Consider the following 25,890-nt stretch of genomic DNA (forward strand, 5'->3'; position numbering starts at 1 on the left):
GATTAAGGGCTAGTCAGTGCGGGTCGATCCACCACGCTATAGGTACGCCGCTTCGATTCGTGGTTGTCGCAAGAGGCTGCGGGCTCGGACCGCGAACCGCGCCGGCCTCGGTAACGAGGCCTAGAGGGGCGGCGGCGTCAACTGACAATTGGCGTCCAATGGAGAAAAATCGGCGTTGTAAGAAGTGACGCAAACTAGGGTGACGTCGCCGGCAGTAAGCTTCCCATCAAGTTCGCTGCCGCTTATTCGGACGAACGAACCGAACTGAGATCCGCCAAAGTCGAGCGCGCCATGCAAGACTGAATTGCGGATCTTCCAAGAGCCGCCGCTTTCCAAGAGCCCTTCCAGAGCGGTACCGGCAGTCACCGTCGCCCGTTCCATTGTCATATATGAACCAGAGGCGAACTTCACGCCGATTCCGCCACTCCCCTGCCCCGGCACTGCCGTGACGGCAATGTCCCTCAACGTTGGAGAGGAGTTGCCCTGCATTACGATCCCACGAGCGGGCCCATTGGATGCGGTCACCTTGACCCTGGTCTGGGTCAAACGCGGCGAGCCGGAATCGATACGAATGCCCGTTGGGTTAGCGCCGCTACCCTCCACCGTCAGAAAGCGCAGTTCCGCTTGATCGGCGAGCACGATCGTACCCTCCTCGCCTGTTGCCGCTGTGATGCGCGTGGCGAACTCATCGGCGCCTTCAATGTCCACGCACGGCAGCATCACCACCCGCTCGTTATAGACGCCGGGCAATACCCTGACCAGATAGTGCGCAGTGCACTTGCCGGCGTCATAGATATTGGTTGGGATGGCGTTCAGGGCGGCACCGATGGACGTGTAATCCGGCTTGACCAAGGAGCGCCCGGTATCGTCGTTGTCGATACCGCTGCCGACAACGAGTCGGTAGGCATAGACCGGCTTCGGCCCGGCGGCGCCTTGATCGCCCGTATCGCCTTTGGCACCGGGCTGGCCTTGGGCACCCTGGGCACCGGGATCACCTTTGGGACCCGGATCGCCTTTGGGGCCGGGATCACCTTTCGGGCCTTGCGCGCCGGGCACGCCTAGCGGCCCTTGCGGTCCTTGCGCCGCCAGCAGATACCAGACCGCTGCGCTGACGGCTGGGTCCTTATTAATGTTCAAGCTTTGGGCAATGTAACTCTGCCCCTGGTAACCGACCACGTCGCCGCTTGCGTAGAGTGCGCTGTCGCTCCAGTTGCCGCGGAAGTTCTTGATTTGCACCGAAACGGCCTGAGCCGGCATCGTCACGGTTAGGGGCGCTAGGGTAAACAGCAGGAGTTTCAGGCACGAACGTGATCGATCTCGCAACATCGGGAGATTCCTGGACAGAGGTTGAGTTGAAATTTCCGGCGCTTGTATCGACATCAGTGCGAGCGCCGGCTGCGAATTCCTCGCTCCGACGCGATGTCCACCCACGGGCCCTGGCGACGCGAAGAATAACCGCGTTGGCAATGTGGCGACATGCTCGATCGTACTCAATGTATGCGCGATCGTTCAGATTTGCTGCCCGACCTGAACCTTAGCGTCAGAGGGAACCCTAAGAAACCGAGGCAAGAACGCCAACGAGATGCGCCCCGAAGCGAGCGCCATGACAATGGTTTAAGGATGCCGTGGCGCCGCGTTTTCATACAGGCCACTGAGGCGGAATTTTCCGGGTGAAACACCAAACGCCCGCTTGAAGGCCTTGCTGAAGGCAGATGCCGATTGATAGCCGCAGCGCTCCGCCACGCCTTCGATGGTCGCCCCTGCTTCCTTTAAGCAACCGGCGGCCATTTGCATGCGCCACATTGCCAAATACTCGATGGGAGGACAACCAACCAACTCAGTAAACCTGTTCGAAAACGAAGTTTTCGATAGACCCGCATGGGAACTGAGGGAGCCGAGCGTCCATGGTCGCCAGGGCTCACGGTGGATCATCGTGAGAACCCCGCCGAGATTACGGTCTTGCATCGCCAGAAAGATGCCTTGGTTCATAAGGTTCTCTTCCATACAGTGCCTGATCACCAGCACAAAAATGCTGTCGCAGAGGCGCTCTATGATCGATTTGCTGCCAAAGCGCGGACTGCCGGATTCCTGGATAATGAGCTGCAGCAGGCACGACAGAATTTCGCCGGCCTGGGATTTTCTGACGAGAATTTCCGCAGGCAGAGCAGACCACAAATTCGCCTGAGGCGTCTCCAGCTCGATAAACCCACAAATGAATCCGGTCTCTCCGTGCTCGACTGTAGTCGCCCTAATGTTGCCAGACTCCGTAGGAATTTCGTTGGCACTATGAGAAATGATGTGTCCGGGAGCATGAGGCAAGAATACGATCAGATCGCCTTCTACCAGTTTCAGCGCCGGCTTTTGGGTGGGCGAGTGAACCCAGCCCTCACCTTTGCTCAACAGGTGAAACGAAATCGCGGCTGGGAAATTATGTTCCATTAACCAGTCGCCACAAACGCCGCCCCAGTAGGTCAGCTTAGCCCTCAGCCTCAAACCTTCGACCAACAACGTAAGTGCGTCCACGCCGTACCCCCACGAATTCTAAGAAATCGGACTTTCACACATTCCATTTTATTCAATCCAGACCGCCGACCGGCATTATTCTGGGCGCAGCAAAGCGGAGCTCCCCTGGACATTATTGGCAATTGGAGTCCAAGAGTACCATGCTGGCGTTGTAGGAGGCGGCGCAGGTCACTGGACCATGAACTTCGCCGTCGAGCAGGCTGAAGACCGCCCGGAGATAATTATTGCCAAGCGAATTGTCAAACCTGTGGCTAAACCGACAGCGTGGGGGCGTGCACCCGGATGGCTCTGCAGGCCTCCAGACCGCATGGAGCGCAGCTAGGCTGCGCTCCGGCAGATCACCGCCAATCGGCGATCAACGGATGATAGTAGGGGCAGACAGTTGCTTCGGCACCTTCACGCCGTTCGTTGTGACGTAAAGAATGCCATACGCTCTGACCAAATGCTCATCAGGAAACGACACGTAGAGTTTCGATCTGGTCTGGTCCAAAGCGATTCCCCAGGGCCTCGAGGGAAGATTGTTCAACAAGGGTTTCGCCAGCCTGGTTTTAGCCGTGATCTTAATGGTCTGATCGCCCTGGTCGACATAAAAAACGTTGTGGAACCCATCAACGGTAGCGGCAGAAACCGACCCGGGTGTATCGATCGTGTGCGTCTTGAGCCAGTCGAGATAGGCTCCGCCGCCAATAGCCTGATCGGCCAAATACATTTTCGATTGGAACTCTTGCAGCGTTCCATCTCCAACCAAAGCAAACATCGAAACATCAGTGATATTCGGATTGCTTACGCCGGAACTAACACCATCCCCTCCAATAATCATGATTTGTCCATTGTCATAAGCGAACGCGTAATGCTTTCCGCTATCGACTGTCATGAGCGGAATAAAATTCTTGAAGTAAGGTAACCCGCCACTTGCCGCCGCCTGCTGATAGGCGGGCGACAAATCATTCCCATAGACGTGCAGCACCACCCAGCTGTTCATTGCATTCCCCACATTCGCCTGATATACGACGTTATTCGGATCGATCGTCATCTGGGTCGGACTGTCGGCAACCGGCCAACTGGTGATGAGCTTGCCTTGAGCGTCGAATATATCGATTTTTCCGTCCGCGCCGACCCGGCCCACATAGACCGATCCATTCTTGTCCACAACCAAAGTGAAGGGATTCGACCTGGATACAAAAGTGGCACCCGCCCTCGAGCCTGGCTGAGCAACGAACACCTTCCCGGCCAAAGGATCAGCAATATATAAATATCCGTTATTGGGATTCACAGCCAGCCCATATGGCGACTGCAGCAAGCCCGCCCAACCGGCAGTCGCCGTCAAAAAAAGCAGAGCGGCAGTTATAATAGCTCCAGCAAATCTATTCGAGTTCATGGCAAATTCTTAATTAGGTTCGGAACTGCAAAAAACACTGAAATGTCGCGCAGAGGAGAACACACCCCGGACCGAGAATCCCTCGCTATCGACGTGCCTCTATTTCCCCGATATGGCTTCATTAGGCGGCGCGTAGGATAACGGCGTTTCCGCTGCAGAAACATGCTCAGTCATCCACATTTTGTGCGTGATCGTTCAAAATTCTCGGCCAACCGGTCCGCCCGGCCTGAGTGGATTACGCCATCACGACGCGAAGGATATGGAGCAGACTTGACTCCGGTAGGTTGCCTCGCGCCCGTGACGTCCTTCGGCCAGTCGTCCGCAACTCAGGCCCGGGTCACGCCGCTCGATGCTAGTCCGGCACCGTTTCATCGCAACTCTTGCAATCTTACCCGATTGAAAATCGCCAATTGACCCTACCCTCTTCCCCTATAAAACTCCAGCAAGCCCCTTAACAAAGATATTATTCTGGTCGTGATCAGCCAACTCCGACAAGACAAATCGCCGCGCGATCGCCAGAGCTTATCTCCTAAATTATTAATAGCCCTAATCAAGTCAAAGCCAATTTCTTCAGTTGCTTTTGATATCTACGGCGGAGCAGCGGCCAATTTTCCTTTCGGAATTTTTTACGCAGTCTCCTGACCTCCACCTGCTCCCCCTGCAAACCATCCAGAAGACCCTCTATCTCCTTCGCCAAATTTAGTTTCGAAACAACCATTGGACTGGCAATATAAGCAATTCTTAACATTTCGATATCGATGCTGTCAGCATCATTAGGATTGATGATCTGAAATCCAAAAACGACGCAGTCAGCTGATTTATAATGTTTGCTTACCCCATTTATCCATATACTGCTAAGCCGTTCCGTATGCTCCATGCCACCTATATTCGTCTTAAAAGACACGTCAAAGGCGCTACCTTTCCCATCCCGCATGCAATTTGAATCTCTGCCACCCAAGCAGTGGCCGATGGCGCCCGTACTCCAACCGTCTTGAAAAACAAACTCCAACCCATTGACCACATCACCCGACCACCCTTTGGCTTGGACAATCGGATTATTCGGAGGAATTCCCCACACTCCACCCTTCGGTGGTTGCTCCGAAACCCCGCCATTCTGATTTCCCAACCTTGGAGTAACCGTCCAACCATTTGGGCCCTGGCCAGGGGCGTAGGAGACCTGCACCGCGTCAATCATATTCCACGCCCAAACCCTGACATATTCGATCGGCCCCGTCGGCGGAATCGGGAGGCGTATTGGCCAACTGTCATCAGTTGTGCCGTACGGATCTGAATATATCTCCCTCGTAAGATGAGAATAGATATCTACCGGATCCGGGTAACTCGTAAGATCAAGCAGCGGCCATATCGTCACATAGTCCATTACCGACAATTGCATTTCGCGCGTATAGCGATTCAATGACCTGAAGGGCTCGGCCCATTTTCTGTTATCAGGAGTGCTGTTGCGAACCTCGTACCACCCCTTTTGGTACTCACGACCACAATAGCTGACCGCATCGGATATCGTTTGTGTAAGCAGTTCAGCTTGCTTCTTCACGTCATCCGGACTCATGCCCCACGAAGCGCCCATTTTGACGCCATCTCTGAGCAAGCCGATATATAGGTTCATAAACTGCGTATAGATCGGCAACAACACCAACTCATAGCCCGAGGTCCGAAAGACCGGTTCCTGACTTGCAAAATCCAACGTAGCCGCTACATATGCTGACTTTGCCAGATTCGGATCGCTTGAGCCGACATACATTTGATACAAAGCCAGCTCCTTCACAAGCCCTTCAAGTGTGCTAATCATCAACCTGTGCATTGCCTCATCGAGCTTTCGCTTGACCAGCTCTTCTGCATATTTCTCCATGGATTTCCAAACCGCCAGAGGGTCCGTCTTGTTTTCTTTCGGCATCAGAATTGAGAAAAGAAGGGCAAGCACGGTACCTCCGGGGACAAACTCTTTAATGCCCACCTGGATGACGGCCAACAGCCCATTATATATGGTAGGCCAGGAATAGCTCGTGTCGCCGAGGACTCTCAAGTTCTCTTCTGTGCCAAGCCAGCTTTCTGCAGCGCTAGACCATGGAGGTGTGCTGTAAAGAGCAGCCCCTACCGCCAGTGACGTAGCTGAAAATTTACAAAAATCCCGCCTTCCAAGCTTAGATGTCATTTCGCCACCTCATGCGCTGATTAGTTTATTGTCTTGGTTCGTCAAGCCTATTGCGGACTCATAAAAAACAACCGAAAGCGCCTTCCGAACGTCCACATTAATACCTTGGGAGCGATGGTTTCGCCCGATCAATTCGATACCGTAATATCCAAAGCCGTGCTTGTCGAGCATGCCGTTTCTCTCGTTCCGAGCCAACATTATGTCGCCCCTGGCCGACGATAGGTTCCGCCGCGCTCAACCTCCTGTTTTGGGCACAGTTGCATACTGAGCGGACGCTATCGTTACCACTATTTAGCCATATTAGTACTGCGGTTTGATTAAGATATGTTTACACGGGATATGAGCCATATTCACCTAGAGAGGCCGGTACACCTCAACTTGATGGGAATCGACTCACTTATCGTGCGATCTTTGCGGCGCTGCCGCTAAAATATTCATAGAACCAACCAGTCCGGCAACAGATGGCGATGAACTCGACCCTGGCCATGTCACGCAACCGCCTGACGCGATAAGGCGGCAATTCGATCCAGTGGGCGCTTTTGCAACCAAAGGGTAACCACATCGCGTGCGCGGTAACATGCTCGATCGTTCAGGGTTTGTGTACGGTCGTTCAGATTTGGCGGCCCTGGACACCCATCGGCCTAAAGTGATCGCAGTTTTCAGGGGCAATACTTGTTGCCGGACTAGACAGATACGGCCCATAAATGCCGGAGCACCCCGACGAAATTGCTCTGCAATCCATCAGGGCATAGCGCTTTTTTGGCGAGCCACGATGGCAAACCGGACTCTTTCAATGCAGCTGCCCAGCAGCCGCTCCGTAAGCCATCGTTTCAACTACTCAGCTACAGCCGCTCCCTTCCAATAGGTATACTCGGCGCTTCCGTTCCTACGCCGTCTATGCGCCCAGCCATACCCGCCATTCTGCCCTTAGGTGACAGCGCTCTGCTGGTCGTCTTCGGCGCCCGGATAGATCCGGCGCTGAGCCGGCGCTCGGTCGCGCTCTCGCGTGCGCTTGCCAGCCTTCCGGGGGTGACCGATCTGGTCCCGGCCTATGCCAGCGTCGCTCTGCATTACGATCCATTGGTTTGGACTCGAGATGGCTTGACCGAGGCCGTAACGCCCTATCTCGAAGAGGTTGAGAGGGACGGTGTCCCCTTCGAAGACCGGCGGCTCGACATCCCGGTCTGCTACGGCGGCTCGCATGGGCCGGATCTGGACGATGTTGCCCGCCATTGCGGCCTTACGCCGGACGAGGTGATCGCCCGTCACAGCGGCGGCGAATACCTCGTGTATTTTCTCGGCTTCACGCCGGGATTCGCCTATCTTGGCGGCCTCGATCCGGACTTGGCGACGCCCCGACGCGGCACGCCGCGTTCCAGCGTACCGGCGGGAGCGGTAGGGATCGCAGGGGAGCAGACCGGCATCTATCCGCAGACCAGTCCTGGCGGCTGGCGGCTCATCGGCCGCACCCCCCTGCGCCTGTTCGATCCGCTGCACGAGCCACCTTGCCTTTTGGCTCCGGGCGACCGGCTGCGCTTCGTGCCGATCGGACCGGACGAATTCGAGTCGCGCATGAGAGGGGAGGCGTTGTGATTCGGGTCGAGCATCCCGGCCTCCTGAGCACACTGCAGGACCTGGGCCGGCCCGGTTGCCAGCATCTGGGCGTGACGCCGGGTGGCGCCATGGACAGCTACTCCGCCGCCATCGCCAACGCGCTGGTGGGCAATCCGCCGGCAGCCGCGGTGCTGGAAATGACGCTCCAGGGCCCCCGGCTGAGCTTCGAGCGCGGCGCCTGGGTGTCCCTCACCGGCGCCGATCTCTCGGCGGAACTGGACGGTAGGCCGCTCGCCTGCTGGCGACCGGTGTGGCTGCCCGCCGGCTCGCGGCTTCAGTTCGGCCGGCCTCGCCTGGGCTGCCGCGCCTATCTGGCGGTGGCCGGCGGTTTCGAAGTCACGGCCGTGCTGGGCAGCCGCAGCACCGACCTTCGGGCGGGGTTCGGTGGGCTGGGGGGACGGCCGCTGGGCAAGGGCGATGTCATCGAGGCGGGCGAAAGCGGCTTGGCCCTGCCGGACAACCCTTCACGCCCTTGCGTACCGGCCTGGTCCGCGGCGTGGAACAGGGCGCTGCCGCTGGAATGCCCGGCGCGGCTGCGCCTGATTCCAGGGCCGGACTGGCAGGACCTGCCCGACGAAGAACGGCGCGTACTCGAAACGGACGCCTTCCGAGTCAGCCAGGCGTCCGACCGGATGGGCTTGCGCCTGGAAGGGCCGCCGCTACATCCGGCCTCCGCAGCCGAAAGGCTCTCGGCCGGCGTCACCTTCGGCACGCTGCAACTGCCGCCGGGCGGCCAGCCCATCCTGCTGGGGGTGGACCGCCAGACCACCGGCGGCTATCCGGTGCTGGGCACGGTGGCGAGCGTCGACCATCCGCGGCTCGCGCAGTTGAGACCGGGAGAGACCGTCCGTTTCGAACCGATTCCGGTGGAACGAGCGCAGACGCTGTACCGCATCCGCGCCCTCCAGCTCCGCCGGCTGCGCACCAGCCTTGGCCTGCGCTGGCCATTGAACAGCCCATCCTCATGAGAACTCGCATGGCACGAACCATCGACCTCAACGCCGACCTCGGCGAAAGCTTCGGCCCCTGGCGCATGGGCCAGGACGAAATCCTGCTGGAACTGGTCACCTCGGCCAACATCGCCTGCGGCTTCCATGCCGGCGATCCGGACGTCATGGCCGAAACGGTGCGCCTCGCCGTGAGCCGCGGCGTCGCCCTCGGCGCCCACCCGTCGCTACCGGATCGCCAGGGCTTCGGGCGCCGAGCCATGGCATTGCGTCCGGACGAAATCCGTAACCTGGTGCTCTACCAGATCGGAGCGCTGGCCGGTTTCGCCAGGGCCGCCGGCGGGCGGCTGGTCCACGTCAAGCCGCACGGCGCGCTGTACAGCCAGGCCGCGTCCGATGCGGCCATGGCCGAAGCGGTCGCCGCCGCGGCCCGAGCTTTCGACGCGAACCTCATCCTGGTGGGACCCGCCGGGTCGCATCTCGTCCGGGCCGGAGAAGCAGTGGGCTTGGCGGTCGCGCGTGAAGGCTTCGCCGACCGCCGCTACGAGCCGGACGGCACCCTGACGCCGCGCAGCCGGCCGGACGCGCTGATCGAGGAACCGGCCGAAGCCGTCGCCCAGGCCCTGGGTATGGTGGAGCGCGGCGAAGTGACCGCCCGCGACGGGACGGTCATTCCGATGCCCGTGGACACCCTCTGCCTGCACGGCGACGGTCCGGACGCCACGGCCTTCGCCCGGCGCCTGCGCACGGAACTGGCGGAAAGGGGCATCGCAGTGGCGGCATTGGGCGAACGCCCTCCGAACGCGTTCAGCCGTGAATCGGGTTAGCGGAAGCCTAGCCCGACCTGCGATTGCTGAAAACAGAAGCCTGGGCGCCGCTACGCCGCCGCCTTCCACTCGAGCCACTCGCTCACGACGATCAGGGTCCAGAGCGCGCGGGCATGGTCTGCGCTGCGGCGTTCGTGTTCGCGCAGCAGGTCCAGGGCGGCGGTGCGGTCGATGCCGATTTCTTCCAGACGCGGATTGGAAATCCTGGCGTCCGCCCAGTCGCGCAAGGGGCCGCGCATCCAGGCGCTGAGCGGGACGGACAGGCCGCGCTTCTTGCGGTAGACGATGTCCTTCGGCAGATAGCGCAGCGCCATGCGTTTGAGGAACACCTTGGTTTCCAGGCCTTGCACGCGATCCCGCTCCGGCAGGGTGGCGGCGAATTCGATCACATCCTTGTCCAGGAACGGCGCCCGCAGCTCCAGCGCGGAGCGCATGCTGGCGCGGTCGGCCTTGGTCAGCAGGCCCTCGGCCAGGGAGGTTTCCAGGTCGTGCTGCTGCAGCCGGTCGAGCATGGTTTCGCGGGGGCCCGCGACGCGCGCCACTTCCGGCGGAGTCACCCCCAGCCGCCGCAGCAATGCGGGCGAAATGCTGGACGTCCATAGGACGTGGCGCGCCAGGAAATCCAGCTCGTCGCCCTGGACGAAGCGCTTGAGCAGGAACGAGACCGTCACCTTCTTGTCGCTCACCGGCCAGGCTTCCACCGCCTTGCGTATCAAGGCCCGCATCCCGCCGGGCAGGCGGCTGTAGCGCTCGGCCATGCGGGCGCCGAAATAGGTGGGATAGCCGCCGAACAGCTCGTCGGCGCCCTCCCCCACCAGCGCCACCCGCACCTCGTCGGAGGCTCGCCGGGCCAGCAGGGCGGTGGGTACCCAGGCGGGATCGGCCAGCGGCTCGCCGGACTGGCGCACCAGATCGGCGATGGTCTCGGGGAAATCTTCGGGCCGTACCCAGATCGGGGTGTAGTCGACCCCTAAGGACTCCGCCACGCGCTCGGCGAAGACGCCTTCGTCGTAGGAGCTTTCGCTGAAGCGCAGGCCGAAGGCCTTGAGTTTGCGGTCCGGATGGACGCTGCGCATCACCGCCGTGACCAGGGAGGAATCGACCCCGCCGCTCAAGAACGCGCCGAAATCAACCTCGACCTCGCTTTGGCGGCGCACCGCCTCGCGGAACACGGCATCGAATTCGTCCAGCGGATTCTGGCGCGCCGGGCCGCGTGTGAAGTTCAGGCGCCAGTAGCGGGTACTCTCGACTCCCTTGACGTCGATGGCGATCCGCTCGCCCGGAAGCACTTTCCGCATGCCGGCGAAGGGACTGGCTGGAGCTTCGAAATAGCCCGCCTTGAGGAAGGCCTGCACAGCCACCTTGTCGGCCGGATACGGCTCGACGCTCCCAGCCACCAGCGCCGCCGCCTGGGAGGCGAAGCTGATTCGGCCGTCGCGACAAGCGTAGAACAGCGGACGCTCGCCGGCGCGATCTCGAGCCAGCAGCAGGCGCCCCTGGCGCGGATCCCAGACGGCGAGGGCGAAGGCGCCGACCAGCCGTTCGACGAAGCCATCGCCCAGCTCCAGGTAGAGTCCAGGGATCACGGCCACGTCGGTGGCGTGCTCGACGGTCCTGCCACGCTCCGCCAGCCAGCCGCGCAGTTCGGCATGGTTGTCGATCTCGCCGTTGCAGACCAACATCACGCCGGTCTCGGCATCCACCATCGGCTGCCTGCCGTCGTGGCAGCCGCGGATCGCCAGCCGGGCCATGCCGAACACCGCCGCACCGTCGCCGGCCACGCCGGAGTCGTCGGGGCCGCGGTGGGCCAGCGCCTTGACCATGGTTTCCACGCTGCGCCGCATCGCGCTCGTGTCGGCCGCGCCTTCCAACTGCACCAGTCCGCTGATCCCGCACATGTCAAAGCCCTTCCTTCTGGGGAGGCGCCAGCAACGCGCCCCAATAGCCGAACCCCAGTTCGATCTGGCTGGCGCCGTACTTTTCCGCGATCGTATCGAGCTGCTCCACGTCGTCCCCCCGCGCCATCAGAAAGACCGGGTGATCGCGGCCGGCCAGCCAGGCGTCCCGCTGCGCCAGCGGCACCACCCGTTCCGGCCAGGGCTCGCCGCGCTGGAGACTGAACAGCACATAGTTGCTGGTGAACTCCCGCCCTTCGTCGCTGACGACGGTGATCAACCGTTTGAGGTAAAACGGCAGCCCGTTGGGCAGGCAATCCAGGCAGGCGATTTCCACCTCGGCGGGCAGATCCGGCATGTGCGCCGCCAGCCGGCGACTCGAGCGGCTGTCGGCGTAGTCCGCGAGCAGACCGAAATTCAGGCTGATCAGCAGCGCCGGAAAGCTGAGAAAGGCGGCGAATGCCACCTTGAAATTGCGCCGCCGCCAGGCGAACGCGGCCAGCGCGGTCACCACGCCCAAGGAGACAACCATCGCCAGCAAACCCGGCTGGAGAAATTCCGCCGTCTTGCGCTTCAGCCCCAGCACCCGCTCCAGCCACAGGGCATCGGATGCGGCCGTGGCGAGGACAACAGCCACCGGCGCGGCGAAAGCGAACAGCGCGACGGTGCCGCGATGCACGATGACTGCGGCCCGCCCCTCGCCGTTCGCCAGCGCGAGTGCGAAAACGCGGGCGGCGAGTGCGCCGAGGGCGACGACGGCGGTCAGGATGTAGCCGGGCAGCTTGGATTGCGACACGGAGAAGAATGCGACCACCACGACGGCCCAGACGATGAACAGCCGGTCCGGCCGCGACCAGCGCCGCCGGGCCCGCCAAGCCGCCACGATCGATTCCGGCAGCAGCAGGCTCCAGGCGAAGAAGCAGCTCGCGATGATGACGGCGTAGAAATAGAACGGCTGGGTGCGGCGGAATTCGGTGGTGGTGAACCGCGACACCGACTCCTTCATGATCCCGTAATAGGGGAAATCCGGGCATTGCAGCGACACCCCGACGAACCAGGGCAGCACCACCGCCAGGAAGATCAGCCAGTTCGGCCAGGCGAAGCAGCGCCGCAAGGTGTCCTCGCGCCCGTCGACCTTGTTGAACGCCACGACGACGAGGCTGGGTACGATGAAACCGACCGGTCCCTTCACCAGGGTCGCGAATCCCGCCGCCAGCGCGCCGAGCCGGTACCAGCGGTCCCGCTGCCTGCCCTCGTATTCCTCCGCCAGATAGCAGGCGAAGATGGCGGAGCAGACGAAGAACGCCAGCGTCATGTCGAAGATGACGATCCGGGCGAAGGCCCAGTACAAAGGCGTCGCCGCCACCGCCAGCACCGCCAGGCTGGCCGTGCGCGTGTCGTAGGCCCGGCGGCAGAACAGGAACAGCGCGGCCAGCAGCGACAGCGCGAACAGCGCCGAAGACAGCCGCGCCACCGCCTCGGATTCGCCGAACAGTGCGAACGACAGGGCCACCGTCTTGAAATAGAAGGCCGGCTTGTCCAGGTAAGTCAGGCCGTCATAGGTCGGCACCAGCCAGGCGCCGCTCTCGCGCATCTCCCGCGCGACCTCGGCATTGCGCCCCTCGTCCGGGCTCAGCAGCGGCGCATCGCCCAAGTGTACGAACAGCAGGAATGCGGCGAAAAGAAAGGCGAACGCCGGCAGCCAGCGCTCCAAGCTCCGTGCCGGGGCGCCGGCGGTCGTAACAGGGATGGACATACGTTGGAATGGTTGCTCAATCGCGGATGGGAAATGAGGGCCCGCCGGACCGTTCCCGGAAGACGGACCGGCCGGGGACATCGGAGCGCCGGGGACGCGCTCCGGCGAAAACGAAGGGAACGGCCCTTAGGATTTGGGCTCGGAGGTTGCAGCCTCTTTCTTCTCCGGGCAAGGCCATTTGTCCGTGCCGAACTGGAACAGTACCTCGACGGCCGCTTCCTTTTGCTGCCCCGGATGCGCCTTGAGCCAGGCGAGGAACAGGCGGGCGACTTCCTCGCGGGACGGCTCCGGCTTGGGCAGACAGACGAAGTGCTCGGCATCCGGCCCTTTGCGCTCGGCCAGGTAATAGTCGTACGCGCCCTGCATGTAGCCATAGCAGAACTGGAGAGCGGCGACCTGGGCCGGATCGGAAGGCGGCGTCGCGCACAGATCCGCCAGATCCTTCGCGTCGTGGATGACGAAATCATCCGCCGTCACCGCTCTGGCCGGCGTTCCGCAAATATTCGCCGCCAATATCGCCCCTGCCGCAATCGCCTTGATATTCATGTTGTTCCGCCCCCTCGAGCCGGAAGGATGAGACCCGCCCCGGACCCTCCGGGACGGGCATAATTGCCGTGACATTCTAGCCGCTACGGCCGCAGAAAAAAGCCTCGGCAACGGAAGGGAAATCCTTCCGATGTTCTTCAAAACGATATGATAACCTCAGATCATCCCCGAACCGGGGGAATGCCACGCCTTCAGGAGAAAACATGAACATTCGAGGAACACTGCTCGGCGCCGTCCTGGCCATGACCGCCGCCTGCGCGGACCTGGACATCAAGGTACACACCGACTACGACCCGGTCGCGGATTTTTCGAAATACAAGACCTATTCCTGGATCAAGACGCCGCAGACCGGCAATCCCCTGATGGAGGAAAGGATAGTGCAGACGGTGGACGCCCAGCTTTCCGCCAAAGGCTGGCGCAAGATAGCCGCCGGCCCCAGCGACGTGGCACTGGGCGTGCAGGTAACGGCCCAGGAACAGGAACGGGTGGATACGTTCTACAGCGGCTGGGGCGGCTACGGCCACATGGGTATGGCGCAGTCCGAAGTCATCAAATACACCGTCGGCACGATCATCGTGGACATGTTCGATACCCGGACCAAACAGCCGATCTGGCGCGGCACCGCGACGGACACCGTCTCCGACGACCCGCAGAAGAACACCGCGCTGATGCAGGAGGCGATGGACAAACTGTTCAAGGGGTTCCCGCCGAAACCGGCGGGATATTGACGGCCGCCCCTATCGACCTGAGTAACGATCCACCGGCAACGCCGGTGGCTTTCGACGGCTGACCCCTCAAAAGAGCCGTCAAGTCGTCTCCCCTGCATGGACTCACGGCAGGCCATCCAGCCTGCCGCCCTTCGGCGTTGACCGGCACCACGCCGGTCCGCTCCTGCACTACCAGCCTCTCGCCGTGCAGCACCATCAGCCGTTCTTCGACCGCGAACGCGAGTTCGCACAAAGGCGTGGCTGGTGCGCTTCCCACAGCCAAGCCGCGAGCGGGTTGAGGATGCACAGGCGTCGGTCGCCGGGCTGGGCGAGGACGGCGCTTGCGCCCAATGTGGTTTGCAGCATGGCCACCCCCTGCCGGACGATAGGCGTTCAGAACGAAGCGGGCGGAGCAGGCGGGGTGGAAAAAGCCGAGGCGCGCTGCGACAGCATGAGGGTGAGCATCGCCGGCGGGGTGTAGGCGGCGATCAGTTTGAGCTTCTCCAGCACCTCGCGGCGGTCGGGCCGCTCGCAGGTGTCGGGCGCCGGCTCCGTGCCTTGGATTTCGGTGTTGTCGGTCATGTGGGCATTTCCTTATCGAGGTTGGTGAGAGACAAGGGATCAGCCGGTCGTTCCGGCTGAACCCGAAAAAACCGGTTCCGTTCTACATCGTTCCCGTAGGACCGATGCCGTAAGGCGATCCGCCACTACTACGGCCGGCTCGGCCGTCGAGGTAGCATTCCCTCCGATTACGCTGCGCTAATCGGAGCTACCACCGGTGGGCGGAGCCGGCAGGCGATCCGCCATTACGGCCGGCCCAGGCCGCCGAGGTAGCGCCAGGTGAGGCGCTGGACCTTGTCGGCCAGGAATACCGCCACGCCGTTGGCGACAAGGTCGGGGTCACCAACCGAATAGGTCTGTCCGCTGCTCAGAACCCGTAGGTGCGATTAGCGTAGCGTAATCGCACGTATGGGTATGGGTGGCATTCCCTCCTACCACCGGCAGGCGATCCGCGACTACGGCCGGCCCAGGCCGCCGAGGTAACGCCAGGTGAGGCGCTGGACCTTGTCGGCCAGGAACACGGCCAGGCCGTTGGCGAGGCTGGGGTCGGTGGCGGCGTAGGTCTGGCCGGTGCCGAGGTCGGTGATTTTGCAGCGGGCCAGGATGCGGGGGTGGCCCTGCCAGCTCACCCGTACTTCGGAACCGGGCTGGTCGGCGCGGATTTCGATGTCCCAGCTCATGGGTCTCAGGCCCAGGGCGGGCCGGTAGTCGCTGGCGTAGGCGCCGGATTTGTCGTCCCAGTTCTTGTGTGGGAACACCAGGGTGAGGTAGGGCGCGGCGAAGGGCGCCGGCTCGGCCAGATCGTAGGCGTCGTAGCCGGCTTTGGCGTCGGCCAGTTGGCCGAGAATGTTGCCGCTGTCCTTGTAGCCGAGCGCGGGGTTGTCCACCTTGAGCCGGACGTACCAGGCCTTGAGGCTGGCCAGGGCGGAGGCGTGGCTGCGCCGCGTCGCTTCGCGGGCGGCCAAGCCTTGGGCTTTCATGGCGGCACCCTGGGCTTCAACCGCCAGCCCGGCTTCTTCGGCCCTGACCGGCGGCGCCACCCAGTCCAGCCAGCCGAGGTACCAGGGCAGGGCCGAAAGAGGGCTTGCTTCAGATACCCTCACCCCGTTCCAGTCATGCCGGGCCGTCCTGCCCGGCACCCTTTGGGCAAGTGCAAATCCGTTCCCGACGGATTTGTCCCAGAGGCGAGAGGGAGGAAATAGCGCCGGCTCCGCCTGGCTGGTGGTACTGGGCTTCGCGGGGATCAGCAGCTTCAGGGTATGGCCGCTCGAGCCGGGCAGGGTCTTGACCCAGAACGACTGGAATACCTTGAGCGCGCCGGTCAGGCCGGGAGTCACGTCGTCGTAGGTGTCGTAACTGGTGCCGTTCCAGATGGAGAAGCTCTTGGACATGAGGTTGCCGATCTGGGCCGCGACCGGTGTATAGACCGCAACGTCGTCGACCAGCAGCCGGACGTTGGCCCAGTCGATGTCATAAGGCAGAGGATTACCCACCAGATTCATCAGGCCGGAGGCGCTTGCGGTACTGGTGAGGGTGATGGCGTAGCAGCCGTTGGCCGAAGCGCAGTGGGCGCTGGCGGTTACCGGGGTGGCGCTGCCGTTGATAACGATGGAGCCGTTGGCAGGGTTGGCGCTGCTCTTGAGCCAGTAGCCGGTGCCGGGGGCGACGGCATCGCCGGTGCCGGCGAACACGTAGGCGTCGGTGGCGGCGTCGCGGGTGTACAGGCCCCAGGTGTTGTCGTAGCTGGTGGTGGCCAGGTTGGAGTAGGGGCTGTTGCCGCTATCGCCGAACGTGCCCGCCACCGTGGCCGAAGCCGGGACGCAGGGCGCCGCCACCATCTTCCACAGCGAGGTCGCCAACGAGCCGGTGGCGGTGATGCCGGTGCCGAAAGCGCAAGGGAAGGTGTACATATAGGCCGAACCGGCGTTGGTGGCCGGGGAATCATCCGAATACGCACCCACCACGGCGGTGTTGCCCGAGATGGAGACGCTCGAGCCGAACCAATCGGATTCCGCCGGGTCGCTGGCCACGAGCTTCGCCTGCTGCGTCCAGGTGGCGCCGGAACGGGTAAAGACATAGGCCGAACCGGCGTTGAAAAGCGGAGAATCATCCCAATACGCACCCACCACGGCGGTGTCGCCCGAGACGGAGACGCTATAGCCGAATCGATCGTCTGCCGCCGGGTCGCCGGCCACCAGTTTCGCCTGCTGCGTCCAGGCGCTGCCGGAGCGGGTAAAGACATAGGCCGAACCGGCGTCGGTGGCGGGGGAATCATCCCCATACGCGCCCACCACGGCGGTGTCGTCCGAGATGGAGACGCTCCAGCCGAAATAGTCGGATGCCGCCGCGTCGCTGGCCACCAGTTTCGCCTGCTCCGTCCAGGCGCTGCCGGAGCGGGTAAAAATATAGGCCGAACCGGCGCTGCTGGCCGGGGAATCAGCCAGAATCGCACCCACCACGGCCGTGTTGCCCGAGATGGAGACGCTAAAGCCGAACCAATCGGATGCCGCCGGGTCGCTGGCCACCAGTTTCGCCTGCTCCGTCCAGGCTGTGCCGGAGCGGATAAAGACATAGGCCGAACCGGCGTTGACAAGCGGGGCATCATCCTGATGTGCGCCAACCACGGCGGTGTCGCTCGAGACGGAGACGCTATAGCCGAACCAATCGTCTGTCGCCTGATCGCTGACCACCAGTTTCGCCTGCTCCGTCCAGGTGCTGCCGGAGCGGGTAAAGACATACGCCGAACCGGCGTTGGAAAGCGGGGAATCATCCCCATACGCGCCCACCACGGCGGTGTCGCCCGAGATGGAGACGCTCCAGCCGAAATAGTCGGATGCCGCTGCGTCGCTGGCCACCAGTTTCGCCTGCTGCGTCCAGGTGCTGCCGGAGCGGGTAAAGACATAGGCTGAACCGGCGTCGGTGGCGGGGGAGTCGTCGTAAGGCGCGCCGACCACGGCGGTATCGCCCGAGATCGAGACGCTATAGCCGAAATTATCGCTTCCACCCTGGTCGCTGGCGACCACTTTCTGTTCGCTGCTCACCAGCGGATCGACCACGATCGGCCAGGCGGCGCCCTGGGCGTCAACGTGAATCTGCACGCCACCCTCGGCCAGGGCGAGATGGGCCGGCAGGGACTTGCCGGCGGCATCGACGACCTGCAGATCCTTGTAGTGCAGGACGGTGGCACCGGCGTCGTCGCGGAATTCGACGGCCCGACCGCCGGGGTCGAGCAAGGGCTTCAGGCCGCCCTCGATGGCCAGCCCAAGCACCAGGATATCGGCGCCGGGCGTGGGAGGTGCGGCCAGGGTGAAGCCCTGCTCCAGCCCTTCCGGACGATTCTCGTACCACTCCACAACGGCGCCGCGGCGGTATTCCAGCCGCTGCGCTGCCGCGACGGCTTCGGCCGGGGCCACGGGCCGGATCGCCTTCGAGGTGCCGTAGCCGGTGAGCTTCCTCCCCCACCGCCAGGCGGGCGAGGCTTTGGCATTCTCCAGCTTGCCCAGCGGGCCGACGGCGACCGCGCCTTGCTCGAAACGCAGCGCGAAGCCATGGTCCGAATTGAGCGAGGCGTAGCCGCCTTCCGCCGCCTCGATCTTCCGCAGCTCCGCGCTCACCGCGGCCTTGAGTGCCGGAGGTATTTCAACCGGCTTTCCCGCCGCCCCTGCCCCAAAGACCGGCGCGCCGAGAGCCAGTACCAGCCCGATGGTCCGCAATAGCCGAAATCCGTCGCACATACCCGAGGTCTCCTTATTTGAAGTTTGTACCGGGAAAACAATGCGAGAGGAATGCAATAAGTGATTTAGAAAAAATATATACAAACAGCTACTTGAGAGGCTAGCCCAGGCTGCGGGGTTTTTCAAGGGAGGCGGCGAGACGCTATTCTCGCCGATAGACACCCGGCTTGCGCCGTAGAATATTGATTTACATAAACGTTAATAACACATAGCACAAAACTCAAACGACGCGCCTCGTAACCGTTCAATCCCCTGGGCGCGCGGGCCTCCCGCCCGCTGAAGATGCGGCCAAGATGGCCGCGATCCCAGCAAAAAAGGCAAGGGTATGAACGGTTACTGCCCCCTACCACGAATCCGACGCGTGCTACTCTTGTTCGACAAATTCCCCCGACCGCACGATACATGGACCCCGCTTTCTCCCGCCTGCTCGACACCGCCAATTCCGTCATCCTCGGCAAGGAACAGCCCATCCGCCTGTGCGTCTGCTGCCTGCTGGCGCGGGGCCATCTGCTGATCGAGGACGTGCCGGGGGTCGGCAAGACCACGCTGGCACGCACCCTGGCGGCGCTGCTCGGCCTGAAATACCAGCGCATCCAGTTCACCAGCGATCTGTTGCCGGCCGACGTGCTGGGCTCTTCGATCTACGACGCCGCCACCCACAGCTTCCGCTTCCATCCCGGCCCGGTGTTCAATCCCATGGTGCTGGCGGACGAGATCAACCGCTCCACGCCCAGGGCACAGAGCGCACTGCTGGAGGCCATGGAGGAACGGCAGGTGACGGTGGAGGGCGAGACCCGGCCGCTGCCCGAGCCGTTCTTCGTGATCGCCACCCAGAACCCGAACACCCAGATCGGGACCTTCCCTTTGCCGGAATCCCAGCTCGACCGCTTCCTGATGCGGATCGAGCTGGGCTACCCCGATGCCCGTGCCGAACGCGAGCTGCTGATGGGGGAAGAACGCTATGCCCTGCTGCCGCAGTTGCCGGTCTGCCTGCCGGCGGAGGAACTGCTGACGCTGCAGAGCCGCGTCCGCGACGTTCATGCCTCGCCCGCCCTGCTGGACTATGTGCAGGCGCTGCTCCATTTCAGCCGGGAATCGCCGCTCTATCAGGGCGGGCTGTCGCCGCGGGCGGGGCTGGCCCTGCTGCACGCCGCCAAGGCCTGGGCGCTGATGGACGGACGTGCGGCGGTGCTGCCCGAGGACATCCAGGCCGTCCTGCCGCCCGTAGCCGGCCACCGGCTGAAACTCGCGTCGGGCGGAGGCGGCGTGGCCGAAGCCGTCGCGCCGCTGCTGCGGGACGTCGCCATTCCCTGAGGATGAGCGCGCGATGATTTCCGTGCCGATAGAGTGGAAGGAGCGCTTCGACCTCCGCCGCTTCTTCCGGGGCGAGAAGGCGGTGGACGGGCCGATCCGCCTCACCCACCGCCGCGTGTTCATCGCCCCCAACCGGCGCGGCTTCGGACTGGCCGTGCTGCTGGCCATCCAGTTCCTGGCCGCCATCAATTACAGCAACAACCTGGCCTTCATCCTGACCTTCCTGCTGGCCGGCATCGCCATGCAGTCCACGCTGTACGCGTTCCGCAACCTGGCGGGGCTGAGCGTGCGCCGCGGCAAGGCGCCGCCGGTGTTCGTCGGTGAACCCGCGCGCTTCGAGCTGCATCTGGACAATCCTTCCCGCATCCACCGGCACGGCCTCAGCGCCCGGCTTGCCGGCGCTGCAACGACGATCCGTTTCGACGTCTCTCCGGAATCCACGGCCACACTGACGCTGCACGCCGAAACCGAAACGCGCGGCTGGCTGCCGCTGCCCACGGTGACTTTCGATACTTCGTTTCCGCTCGGATGGTTCCGCGCCTGGTCGCCGATCAACCTGCGCCAACGGGCCCTGGTCTATCCCCGCCCCGCCCCCGCGGGGATCGAACCGCCTGCGATCCCCGAGCCGGGCAGCGGTACGCGATTAAGCCACAGCGAGGAGGAGGATTTTTACGGCTTCTCCGGCTACCGGCCGGGCGATCCGCTGAAGCGCATCCACTGGAAGGGGGTGGCGAAGGGCCAGGGGGTGCACGTCAAACAGTACGCCGGCGGCGGCACGGCGGAGCTGGCTCTGGACTGGCAATACACGCCCGGCGCCGACGTCGAGGCCCGGCTGTCCCGCCTATGCCGCTGGGTACTGGACGCCGAGGCGGCGGGCACGCCCTATAGCCTGCGACTGCCCGGCGTCGTGATCGAGAAAGGCCGGGGTGAAGCCCATCGGGCCCACTGCCTGGAAGCGCTGGCGTTGTTCGGCACATGACCCACCCTCCCCTCCCATCCGAACTCCTCCGGCGCAACCTGCCGCTGCTTTGCGCGGCCCTGGCGCTGGTGGTGAGCCCGCATGCGGCCGATCTGCCGCTCGACATCCCCGGGTTCGTCTGGCTGGCCTGCGGCTGGCGCCTGGCGGCGCTTTACCGCAAGGCGCCCCTGCCTTCCCGGATCAGCCTGTTCCTGCTGACCCTGGCCGGGGCGGGGCTGGTTTATGTGCACTTCCACAAGTTCTACGGACGGGAGGGCGGTACCGCCCTGTTCCTGGTCGGACTGGGCCTCAAGCTGCTCGAAATGCGCAGCCTGCGCGACCTGTACCTGGTGATTTACCTGGCGCTGTTCGTCGCAGTCACCGAATACCTGTTCTCCCAGAGCATCCCCATCGCCGCTTATACCTTAGGGGTCGTCACGCTGTTGATGAGTTGCCTGATCGGCTTGAACGGCGGGGAGAGCCTCAGCCTCGCCGGCCGGCTGCGCCTCGGTGCGAAGATGGTGATGCAGGCCGTTCCGGTCATGGTGGTGCTGTTCCTGTTCCTGCCCCGCATCGCCGGCCCTTTGTGGAAGCTGCCGGAGGATGAACCCGGCGGCAGGACCGGCTTGAGCGACTCCATGGAGCCCGGCGCGATCAGCCGGCTCGGGCTGTCGCGGGAAACCGCCTTCCGCGTCGACTTCGAAGGCGCCCTGCCGCCGCCGCAGGAGCGCTACTGGCGCGGCCCGGTGTTCTGGCAGTACGACGGGCGCCGCTGGACCGCCGGCTACGACGAACCGCTCCCGGCCCGGCGTCCGCCGCAAGCGGCCGGAGCAAGCTACCGCTACGCCCTCACCCTGGAGCCGCAACGGCGGCGCTGGGTGTTTCCGCTGGAGACCCTGGAAACCTTCCCCGCCGAGCTGACGCGCGTCGAGGACGGATTTCTCCTGGCCGCGGAACCGATCCGCGAGCGCCGGCGCTACGTCCTGTCTTCGCGTCCGGCGGCGATTTTCGACGCATTGAGCGAGGGCGAACGGCGGCGCGCCTTACAGATTCCGGGCATGCCCGACGAACGGGTACGGGAGCTGGTCAACGGCTGGCTGCTGGAGAACCCGTCCGCCGAAGCCATGGCCCAAAAGGCGCTGCGCCATTTCCGCGAGGAACCGTTCATCTACTCCCTGCGTCCGCCAGCCATCGCGGGCGATCCGGTCGCCGGCTTCCTGTTCGACACCCGGCGCGGCTTCTGCGAGCACTATGCCGGCGCCTTCGTCTACCTGATGCGGGTCGCCGGCGTCCCGGCGCGGGTGGTCACCGGCTACCAGGGCGGACACTGGAACCCGGTGGGACATTTCCTGGAAGTCGCCCAGGCCGATGCCCACGCCTGGGCGGAAATCTGGATCGACGGCGACGGCTGGACCCGCTTCGATCCCACCGCCGCGGTCGCACCGGAGCGTATCGAGCGTGAACTGGAATTCGCGGCCGGCGCCGACGGCGCGGTGGTGTTCGCCAGCCCGGTGGCGCAGGCATTGGGGGACCGTCTGTCCAGCCTGCGCGGCCTGATGCGCGAGGCCGGCCTGATGTGGGACGCGGTCGACCACGCCTGGGTGCAGTGGGTGCTGGCCTACGGTCCGGAGGACCAGGGCCGGTTTCTGGAGCGCTTAGGGGTCGTCGACTGGAACCGCCTGGTTTATTGGCTGACCGGCCTGCTCGGGCTCCTCGCCCTGATCTCCTTCGCCCTGCTATGGCCGCGCAGCCGGCCTGTCGCCGATCCGGCCCTGCGACTCTACCTACGGGTCGCCGGAAAGCTCGAACGCCAGGGACTCGTCCGCGCGCCCGCCGAAGGCATGCGCGATTTCGCGACCCGCGTCGCCCAAACCCGGCCCGACCTGGCCGAACCCTTCGGCCGATTCACCGCGCTGTTCCTAGCCATCCGCTACGGCGGCAGGGTCCAACCCGCCGCGCTCGAACGCCTGAAGGCGCTGGGGCGGGAAATCCCGTCACGCTAGCGCGGCAGCCACCAGCACCGCGGCTTCGGCGATCTCGATGCTGGCGCCGAGGGTATCGCCGGTGCAGCCGCCGAGGCGGCGCAGCATCATGGCCCGCAAGGTCCAGGCGGCCGCGGCGACCGCGAGTAGGGGCCAGGGCCCGAGCGCCGCCAGCATCGCCGCCGCGAACAGCACGGCAAAAAGGGCCGGCCGCCGCGGCAGATTCTCCGCCAAAGGGCCGCCCAGCCCGCCTTTGCGCACATAGGGCGTAGTGAGCAGGAGGGCCGGAACCAGCCCGCGCGCGGCCGCCGGCGCGACGAGCAGCGGCAGCCAGGTGAACCGGCCAGACAGATCGACGAGCGCGCCGAATTTCACCAGCAACAGCAGGACGACGACGGCGACGGCGATCGGCCCGGAGCGGGGGTCCTTCATGATTTCCAGGCTGCGCTCCGCATCGCCGTGGCCACCCACCCAGGCGTCGGCGCTGTCGGCAAGGCCATCGATATGCAGCCCGCCGGTGACGAGCACCCAGAGCAGCAATACCAAAGCCGAAGCCAGTGCGGGCCCGGCATCCTGCAGCAGCAGCCGGGCGGCCAGCAGGATCGCGCCGATCAACAGCCCCACGGCGGGATAGAACACGACCGACCGGCCCAGAGCGCGCGGGGAGAAATCCACAGCGCGCGGCACCGGCAGACGGGTCAGGAACTGCACAGCCAGCCAGAAAGGCGAAAGGTTCAAGGCCGCCCTCCGTGGAACACCAGCCGCGGCGCTTCCGCGCCGTCGCGGACGATGCGGCTCAGGCAGGCAGGGGGAACGTCGATCCCGAACAGGCGAGTCGCGGGGAACTCCAGCACCCGGCGCAGGACGGCGCGGATGGTGCCGGCGTGGGCCACCAGCAGCCAGTGCCGCTCGCCGGGCAGGTCCAGCAACTCCTCCCAGGCTGCGGCCACGCGGCGCTCGAAATCCGGGTAATGCTCGCCGCCCGGCGCGGGGTTGCAGTCCGGACGGCACTGGAAGTCCAGCAATTGCTCGCCGTAACGGTCGTACAATTCCGACCAGGGCCGCCCTTCCCATTCGCCGAAGCCCAGTTCGCTGAAGCGCTCGTCGACCCGGAGCTCCACGCCGAGCCGCCCCGCCAGTTCGCCGGCGAATTCGGCACACCGCAGGAGTGGCGATGTGGCGATGCCGGTCCAGGGCGGACGCTCCGGCAGCATCGCCCGCATCTGCGACCAGCCACGGGCATTGAGGGGGACATCGCATCCCCGGCCCAGGCACAGGCCGCCATCGACCTCGCCGTGACGCAGCAGATCGACGGTAACGCGGTTCATCCGCCCGACACCCCGGCCTCGGCGAAAGTCGCCATCTCGTTGTGCAGGGCACAGGCCGCCCGCAAGAGCGGCACGGCCACCGCCGCCCCGCTGCCTTCGCCCAGCCGCATGCCCAGATCGATCAGCGGCTCGCCGCCCAGCGCCTCAAGCACCAGGCGATGGCCCGGCTCGGCCGAGCGGTGGGCGTAGAGGAACCAGTCCGCGCAGGCCGGCTGCATGCGGACCGCCAACAGGGCGGCGACCGTCGCGATGAAACCGTCCACCAGCACCGGAATCGAGGCCGCTGCAGCGGCGAGATAGGCGCCGGTCAACGCGGCGATCTCGAATCCCCCCAGGCGGCGGAGGATTTCCGCCGGATCACGCAGGGCTTCCCCGTGCAACCGCAAGGCCGTTTCGATCACCTCGCATTTGTGGCGGACGCCGGCGCCGTCGAGCCCGGTGCCGGGACCGGCCAGCCGGTCCGGCCCGACGCCGAGCAGAGCGCAGGCGAGTGCCGCGGCGGAGGTGGTATTGGCGATGCCCATTTCGCCGCCGATGAAAAGCTGCGCGCCGTGGCGCTCTGCGCGCGAGGCCGCTTCCGCGCCGGCCGCCAGCGCCCGGTCGCGCTGGGCTTCCGACATGGCGGCCGCGCGGGTGAAGTTGGCGGTACCGCTGCCGGCGCGGGCGTCGACGATGCCGGGGCTTGCGAGCGGCTCGGCGACGCCGGCGTCGACCACCTCCAGCACCGCACCGATCTGCCGCGCCAGGACGCTGACGGCGGCGCCTCCCGCCACGAACACACGGCACATCTCCCGCGTGACCGACTGGGGATAGGCGGAAACGCCCTCCTCGGCGACGCCATGGTCGGCGGCGAACACGCTGATCCAGACCCGCTCCAGCGACGGCCGCCCGCTCGCCTGCATGGCGGCCAGGCGCACCGCCAGGTTTTCCAGACGGCCCAGCGATCCCGGCGGTTTGGTGAGTTCGGCCTGCCGCTGCAAGCCTCGGCGGAATGCTTCGGCGCAGGGCGGCGCGATATTGGGGACTATCCAGCTCATGGAGCGCCCTTCAGCAGCTGGGGCAGGCCGGCCGCTACCCACACCACGCGGTCGCAGCGCGAGGCGAGTTCCTGATGCAGCCAACCCGCCTCGTCGACGAAGCGGCGCGCCAGCGGATTGACGGGCACGATGCCGTAGCCGACTTCGTTGCTTACCAGGCAGACCGGGCCCGGCAAGCCCGGCAACACCTGCAGCAGTGCCTGCCGTTCGCACCGGAACACGTCCTCGCCCTCGGCCAGCAGATTGCTAAGCCAGAGCGTCAGGCAGTCCACCAGGACGAAGCGGCCGGAGCCGGCGTTCGCCTCCAGGCCGGCGGCCAGTGCCAGCGGCTCCTCCACGGTCAGCCAGGATTCGGGACGCCTCGCCCGGTGGCTACCGATGCGCGCCGCCATTTCGGCATCGCCCGCCACGGCGGTCGCGACATACACGACCTCCAGCCCCGACAGCAGGGCGCGCTGCTCGGCGTGGCGGCTTTTTCCCGAGCGCGCGCCCCCCAGTATCAATTCCTTCATCCCAAATGCGGCCCCCAAAGCGATCAAACCCTCATCCCGGCCCTTTCATGCCGGGCTATCCTGCCCGGCACCCTTCGGGTCAATGCAAATCTGCTCCC

At 64.3% G+C, this 25,890-nt stretch carries 21 protein-coding genes; 7 read left to right on the forward strand and 14 right to left on the reverse strand.

The genetic code is table 11. From position 1 onward, the window contains the following. Window positions 1–120: 120 nt before the first annotated feature. The 5 genes from OOT43_RS09575 to OOT43_RS09595 form a co-directional block, all read right to left on the reverse strand. Window positions 121–1,326 (reverse strand): hypothetical protein, encoded by a 1,206-nt coding sequence (locus tag OOT43_RS09575; protein WP_266024685.1) that lies wholly within the window; start codon window positions 1,324–1,326, stop codon window positions 121–123. 288 nt (window positions 1,327–1,614) lie between these two features. After that, window positions 1,615–2,523, reverse strand: coding sequence for an AraC family transcriptional regulator (locus OOT43_RS09580; RefSeq protein WP_266024686.1), 909 nt, complete (start codon window positions 2,521–2,523; stop codon window positions 1,615–1,617). A 355-nt stretch (window positions 2,524–2,878) separates the two neighbouring features. After that, window positions 2,879–3,901 carry an NHL repeat-containing protein gene (locus OOT43_RS09585; protein ID WP_266024687.1) on the reverse strand — a complete coding sequence of 341 codons (1,023 nt, stop codon included), beginning with the start codon at window positions 3,899–3,901 and terminating at the stop codon, window positions 2,879–2,881. Between the two features lie 550 nt (window positions 3,902–4,451). After that, window positions 4,452–6,074 (reverse strand): insecticidal delta-endotoxin Cry8Ea1 family protein, encoded by a 1,623-nt coding sequence (locus tag OOT43_RS09590; RefSeq protein WP_266024688.1) that lies wholly within the window; start codon window positions 6,072–6,074, stop codon window positions 4,452–4,454. Between the two features lie 9 nt (window positions 6,075–6,083). After that, entirely contained in the window at window positions 6,084–6,245 is a 162-nt protein-coding gene (locus OOT43_RS09595) for a hypothetical protein (protein ID WP_266024689.1), read from the reverse strand. A gap of 726 nt (window positions 6,246–6,971) precedes the next feature. On the opposite strand from OOT43_RS09595, the gene pxpB reads away from it, so the two are divergent. Genes pxpB through OOT43_RS09610 form a run of 3 tightly spaced genes read left to right on the forward strand, consistent with a single transcriptional unit; the run spans window position 6,972 to window position 9,462 of the window. Further along, entirely contained in the window at window positions 6,972–7,667 is a 696-nt protein-coding gene (pxpB, locus tag OOT43_RS09600; protein ID WP_266024690.1) for a 5-oxoprolinase subunit PxpB, read from the forward strand. Next, window positions 7,664–8,656 (forward strand): 5-oxoprolinase subunit C family protein, encoded by a 993-nt coding sequence (locus tag OOT43_RS09605; protein WP_266024692.1) that lies wholly within the window; start codon window positions 7,664–7,666, stop codon window positions 8,654–8,656. The genes pxpB and OOT43_RS09605 overlap by 4 nt, the downstream gene beginning before the upstream one ends. Window positions 8,657–8,664: 8 nt before the next feature. After that, entirely contained in the window at window positions 8,665–9,462 is a 798-nt protein-coding gene (locus OOT43_RS09610) for a LamB/YcsF family protein (RefSeq protein ID WP_266024693.1), read from the forward strand. A 50-nt stretch (window positions 9,463–9,512) separates the two neighbouring features. Here OOT43_RS09610 and asnB read toward each other — a convergent pair whose 3' ends face one another. The 3 genes from asnB to OOT43_RS09625 all read right to left on the reverse strand — a co-directional run bounded on the left by asnB (window position 9,513) and on the right by OOT43_RS09625 (window position 13,659). Further along, window positions 9,513–11,360: an asparagine synthase (glutamine-hydrolyzing) gene (asnB, locus tag OOT43_RS09615; protein WP_266024694.1), complete on the reverse strand. Its 1,848-nt coding sequence runs from the start codon at window positions 11,358–11,360 to the stop codon at window positions 9,513–9,515. A 1-nt stretch (window position 11,361) separates the two neighbouring features. Further along, window positions 11,362–13,113, reverse strand: a complete 1,752-nt coding sequence (locus OOT43_RS09620; protein ID WP_266024695.1) for an ArnT family glycosyltransferase — start codon at window positions 13,111–13,113, stop codon at window positions 11,362–11,364. A 126-nt stretch (window positions 13,114–13,239) separates the two neighbouring features. Further along, on the reverse strand, window positions 13,240–13,659 hold the full coding sequence (locus OOT43_RS09625) for a Rap1a/Tai family immunity protein (protein WP_266024696.1): 420 nt from the start codon (window positions 13,657–13,659) through the stop codon (window positions 13,240–13,242). A gap of 203 nt (window positions 13,660–13,862) precedes the next feature. Here OOT43_RS09625 and OOT43_RS09630 point away from each other — a divergent pair, with 203 nt between their 5' ends. Beyond that, entirely contained in the window at window positions 13,863–14,387 is a 525-nt protein-coding gene (locus tag OOT43_RS09630) for a DUF4136 domain-containing protein (protein WP_266024697.1), read from the forward strand. 372 nt (window positions 14,388–14,759) lie between these two features. On the opposite strand, the gene OOT43_RS09635 is transcribed toward OOT43_RS09630, so the two are convergent. Then, complete coding sequence (locus OOT43_RS09635) at window positions 14,760–14,948, reverse strand: hypothetical protein (RefSeq protein WP_266024699.1); 189 nt, start codon at window positions 14,946–14,948, stop codon at window positions 14,760–14,762. 434 nt (window positions 14,949–15,382) lie between these two features. Continuing rightward, window positions 15,383–18,661 (reverse strand): FG-GAP repeat protein, encoded by a 3,279-nt coding sequence (locus OOT43_RS09640; protein ID WP_266024700.1) that lies wholly within the window; start codon window positions 18,659–18,661, stop codon window positions 15,383–15,385. Window positions 18,662–19,063: 402 nt separating this feature from the next. Between OOT43_RS09640 and OOT43_RS09645 the strand changes: the two genes are divergently transcribed. From OOT43_RS09645 to OOT43_RS09655, 3 genes are read left to right on the forward strand one after another with little or no spacing between them, the layout of a single operon-like run. Then, the gene (locus tag OOT43_RS09645) at window positions 19,064–19,975 is read left to right on the forward strand and encodes an AAA family ATPase (protein ID WP_266024701.1); all 912 of its coding nucleotides are present in this window, start codon (window positions 19,064–19,066) and stop codon (window positions 19,973–19,975) included. Between the two features lie 13 nt (window positions 19,976–19,988). Further along, window positions 19,989–20,954, forward strand: coding sequence for a DUF58 domain-containing protein (locus OOT43_RS09650; protein ID WP_266024702.1), 966 nt, complete (start codon window positions 19,989–19,991; stop codon window positions 20,952–20,954). Then, entirely contained in the window at window positions 20,951–22,936 is a 1,986-nt protein-coding gene (locus OOT43_RS09655; protein WP_266024704.1) for a transglutaminase TgpA family protein, read from the forward strand. Before OOT43_RS09650 ends, OOT43_RS09655 begins: the two co-directional genes overlap by 4 nt. On the opposite strand, the gene OOT43_RS09660 is transcribed toward OOT43_RS09655, so the two are convergent. Genes OOT43_RS09660 through cobU form a run of 4 tightly spaced genes read right to left on the reverse strand, consistent with a single transcriptional unit; the run spans window position 22,928 to window position 25,792 of the window. Next, window positions 22,928–23,653 (reverse strand): adenosylcobinamide-GDP ribazoletransferase, encoded by a 726-nt coding sequence (locus tag OOT43_RS09660; RefSeq protein ID WP_266024705.1) that lies wholly within the window; start codon window positions 23,651–23,653, stop codon window positions 22,928–22,930. The two genes, OOT43_RS09655 and OOT43_RS09660, sit on opposite strands and share 9 nt — an antisense overlap. After that, window positions 23,650–24,243, reverse strand: a complete 594-nt coding sequence (gene cobC / locus OOT43_RS09665) for an alpha-ribazole phosphatase family protein (RefSeq protein WP_266024706.1) — start codon at window positions 24,241–24,243, stop codon at window positions 23,650–23,652. Before cobC ends, OOT43_RS09660 begins: the two co-directional genes overlap by 4 nt. Beyond that, complete coding sequence (gene cobT / locus OOT43_RS09670) at window positions 24,240–25,280, reverse strand: nicotinate-nucleotide--dimethylbenzimidazole phosphoribosyltransferase (RefSeq protein ID WP_266024707.1); 1,041 nt, start codon at window positions 25,278–25,280, stop codon at window positions 24,240–24,242. The genes cobC and cobT overlap by 4 nt, the downstream gene beginning before the upstream one ends. Continuing rightward, window positions 25,277–25,792: a bifunctional adenosylcobinamide kinase/adenosylcobinamide-phosphate guanylyltransferase gene (cobU, locus tag OOT43_RS09675; protein WP_266024708.1), complete on the reverse strand. Its 516-nt coding sequence runs from the start codon at window positions 25,790–25,792 to the stop codon at window positions 25,277–25,279. Before cobU ends, cobT begins: the two co-directional genes overlap by 4 nt. Window positions 25,793–25,890 lie beyond the last annotated feature (98 nt).

The organism is Methylococcus mesophilus, assembly GCF_026247885.1.
In the GTDB taxonomy this organism is placed as follows: Bacteria; Pseudomonadota; Gammaproteobacteria; order Methylococcales; family Methylococcaceae; genus Methylococcus; species Methylococcus mesophilus.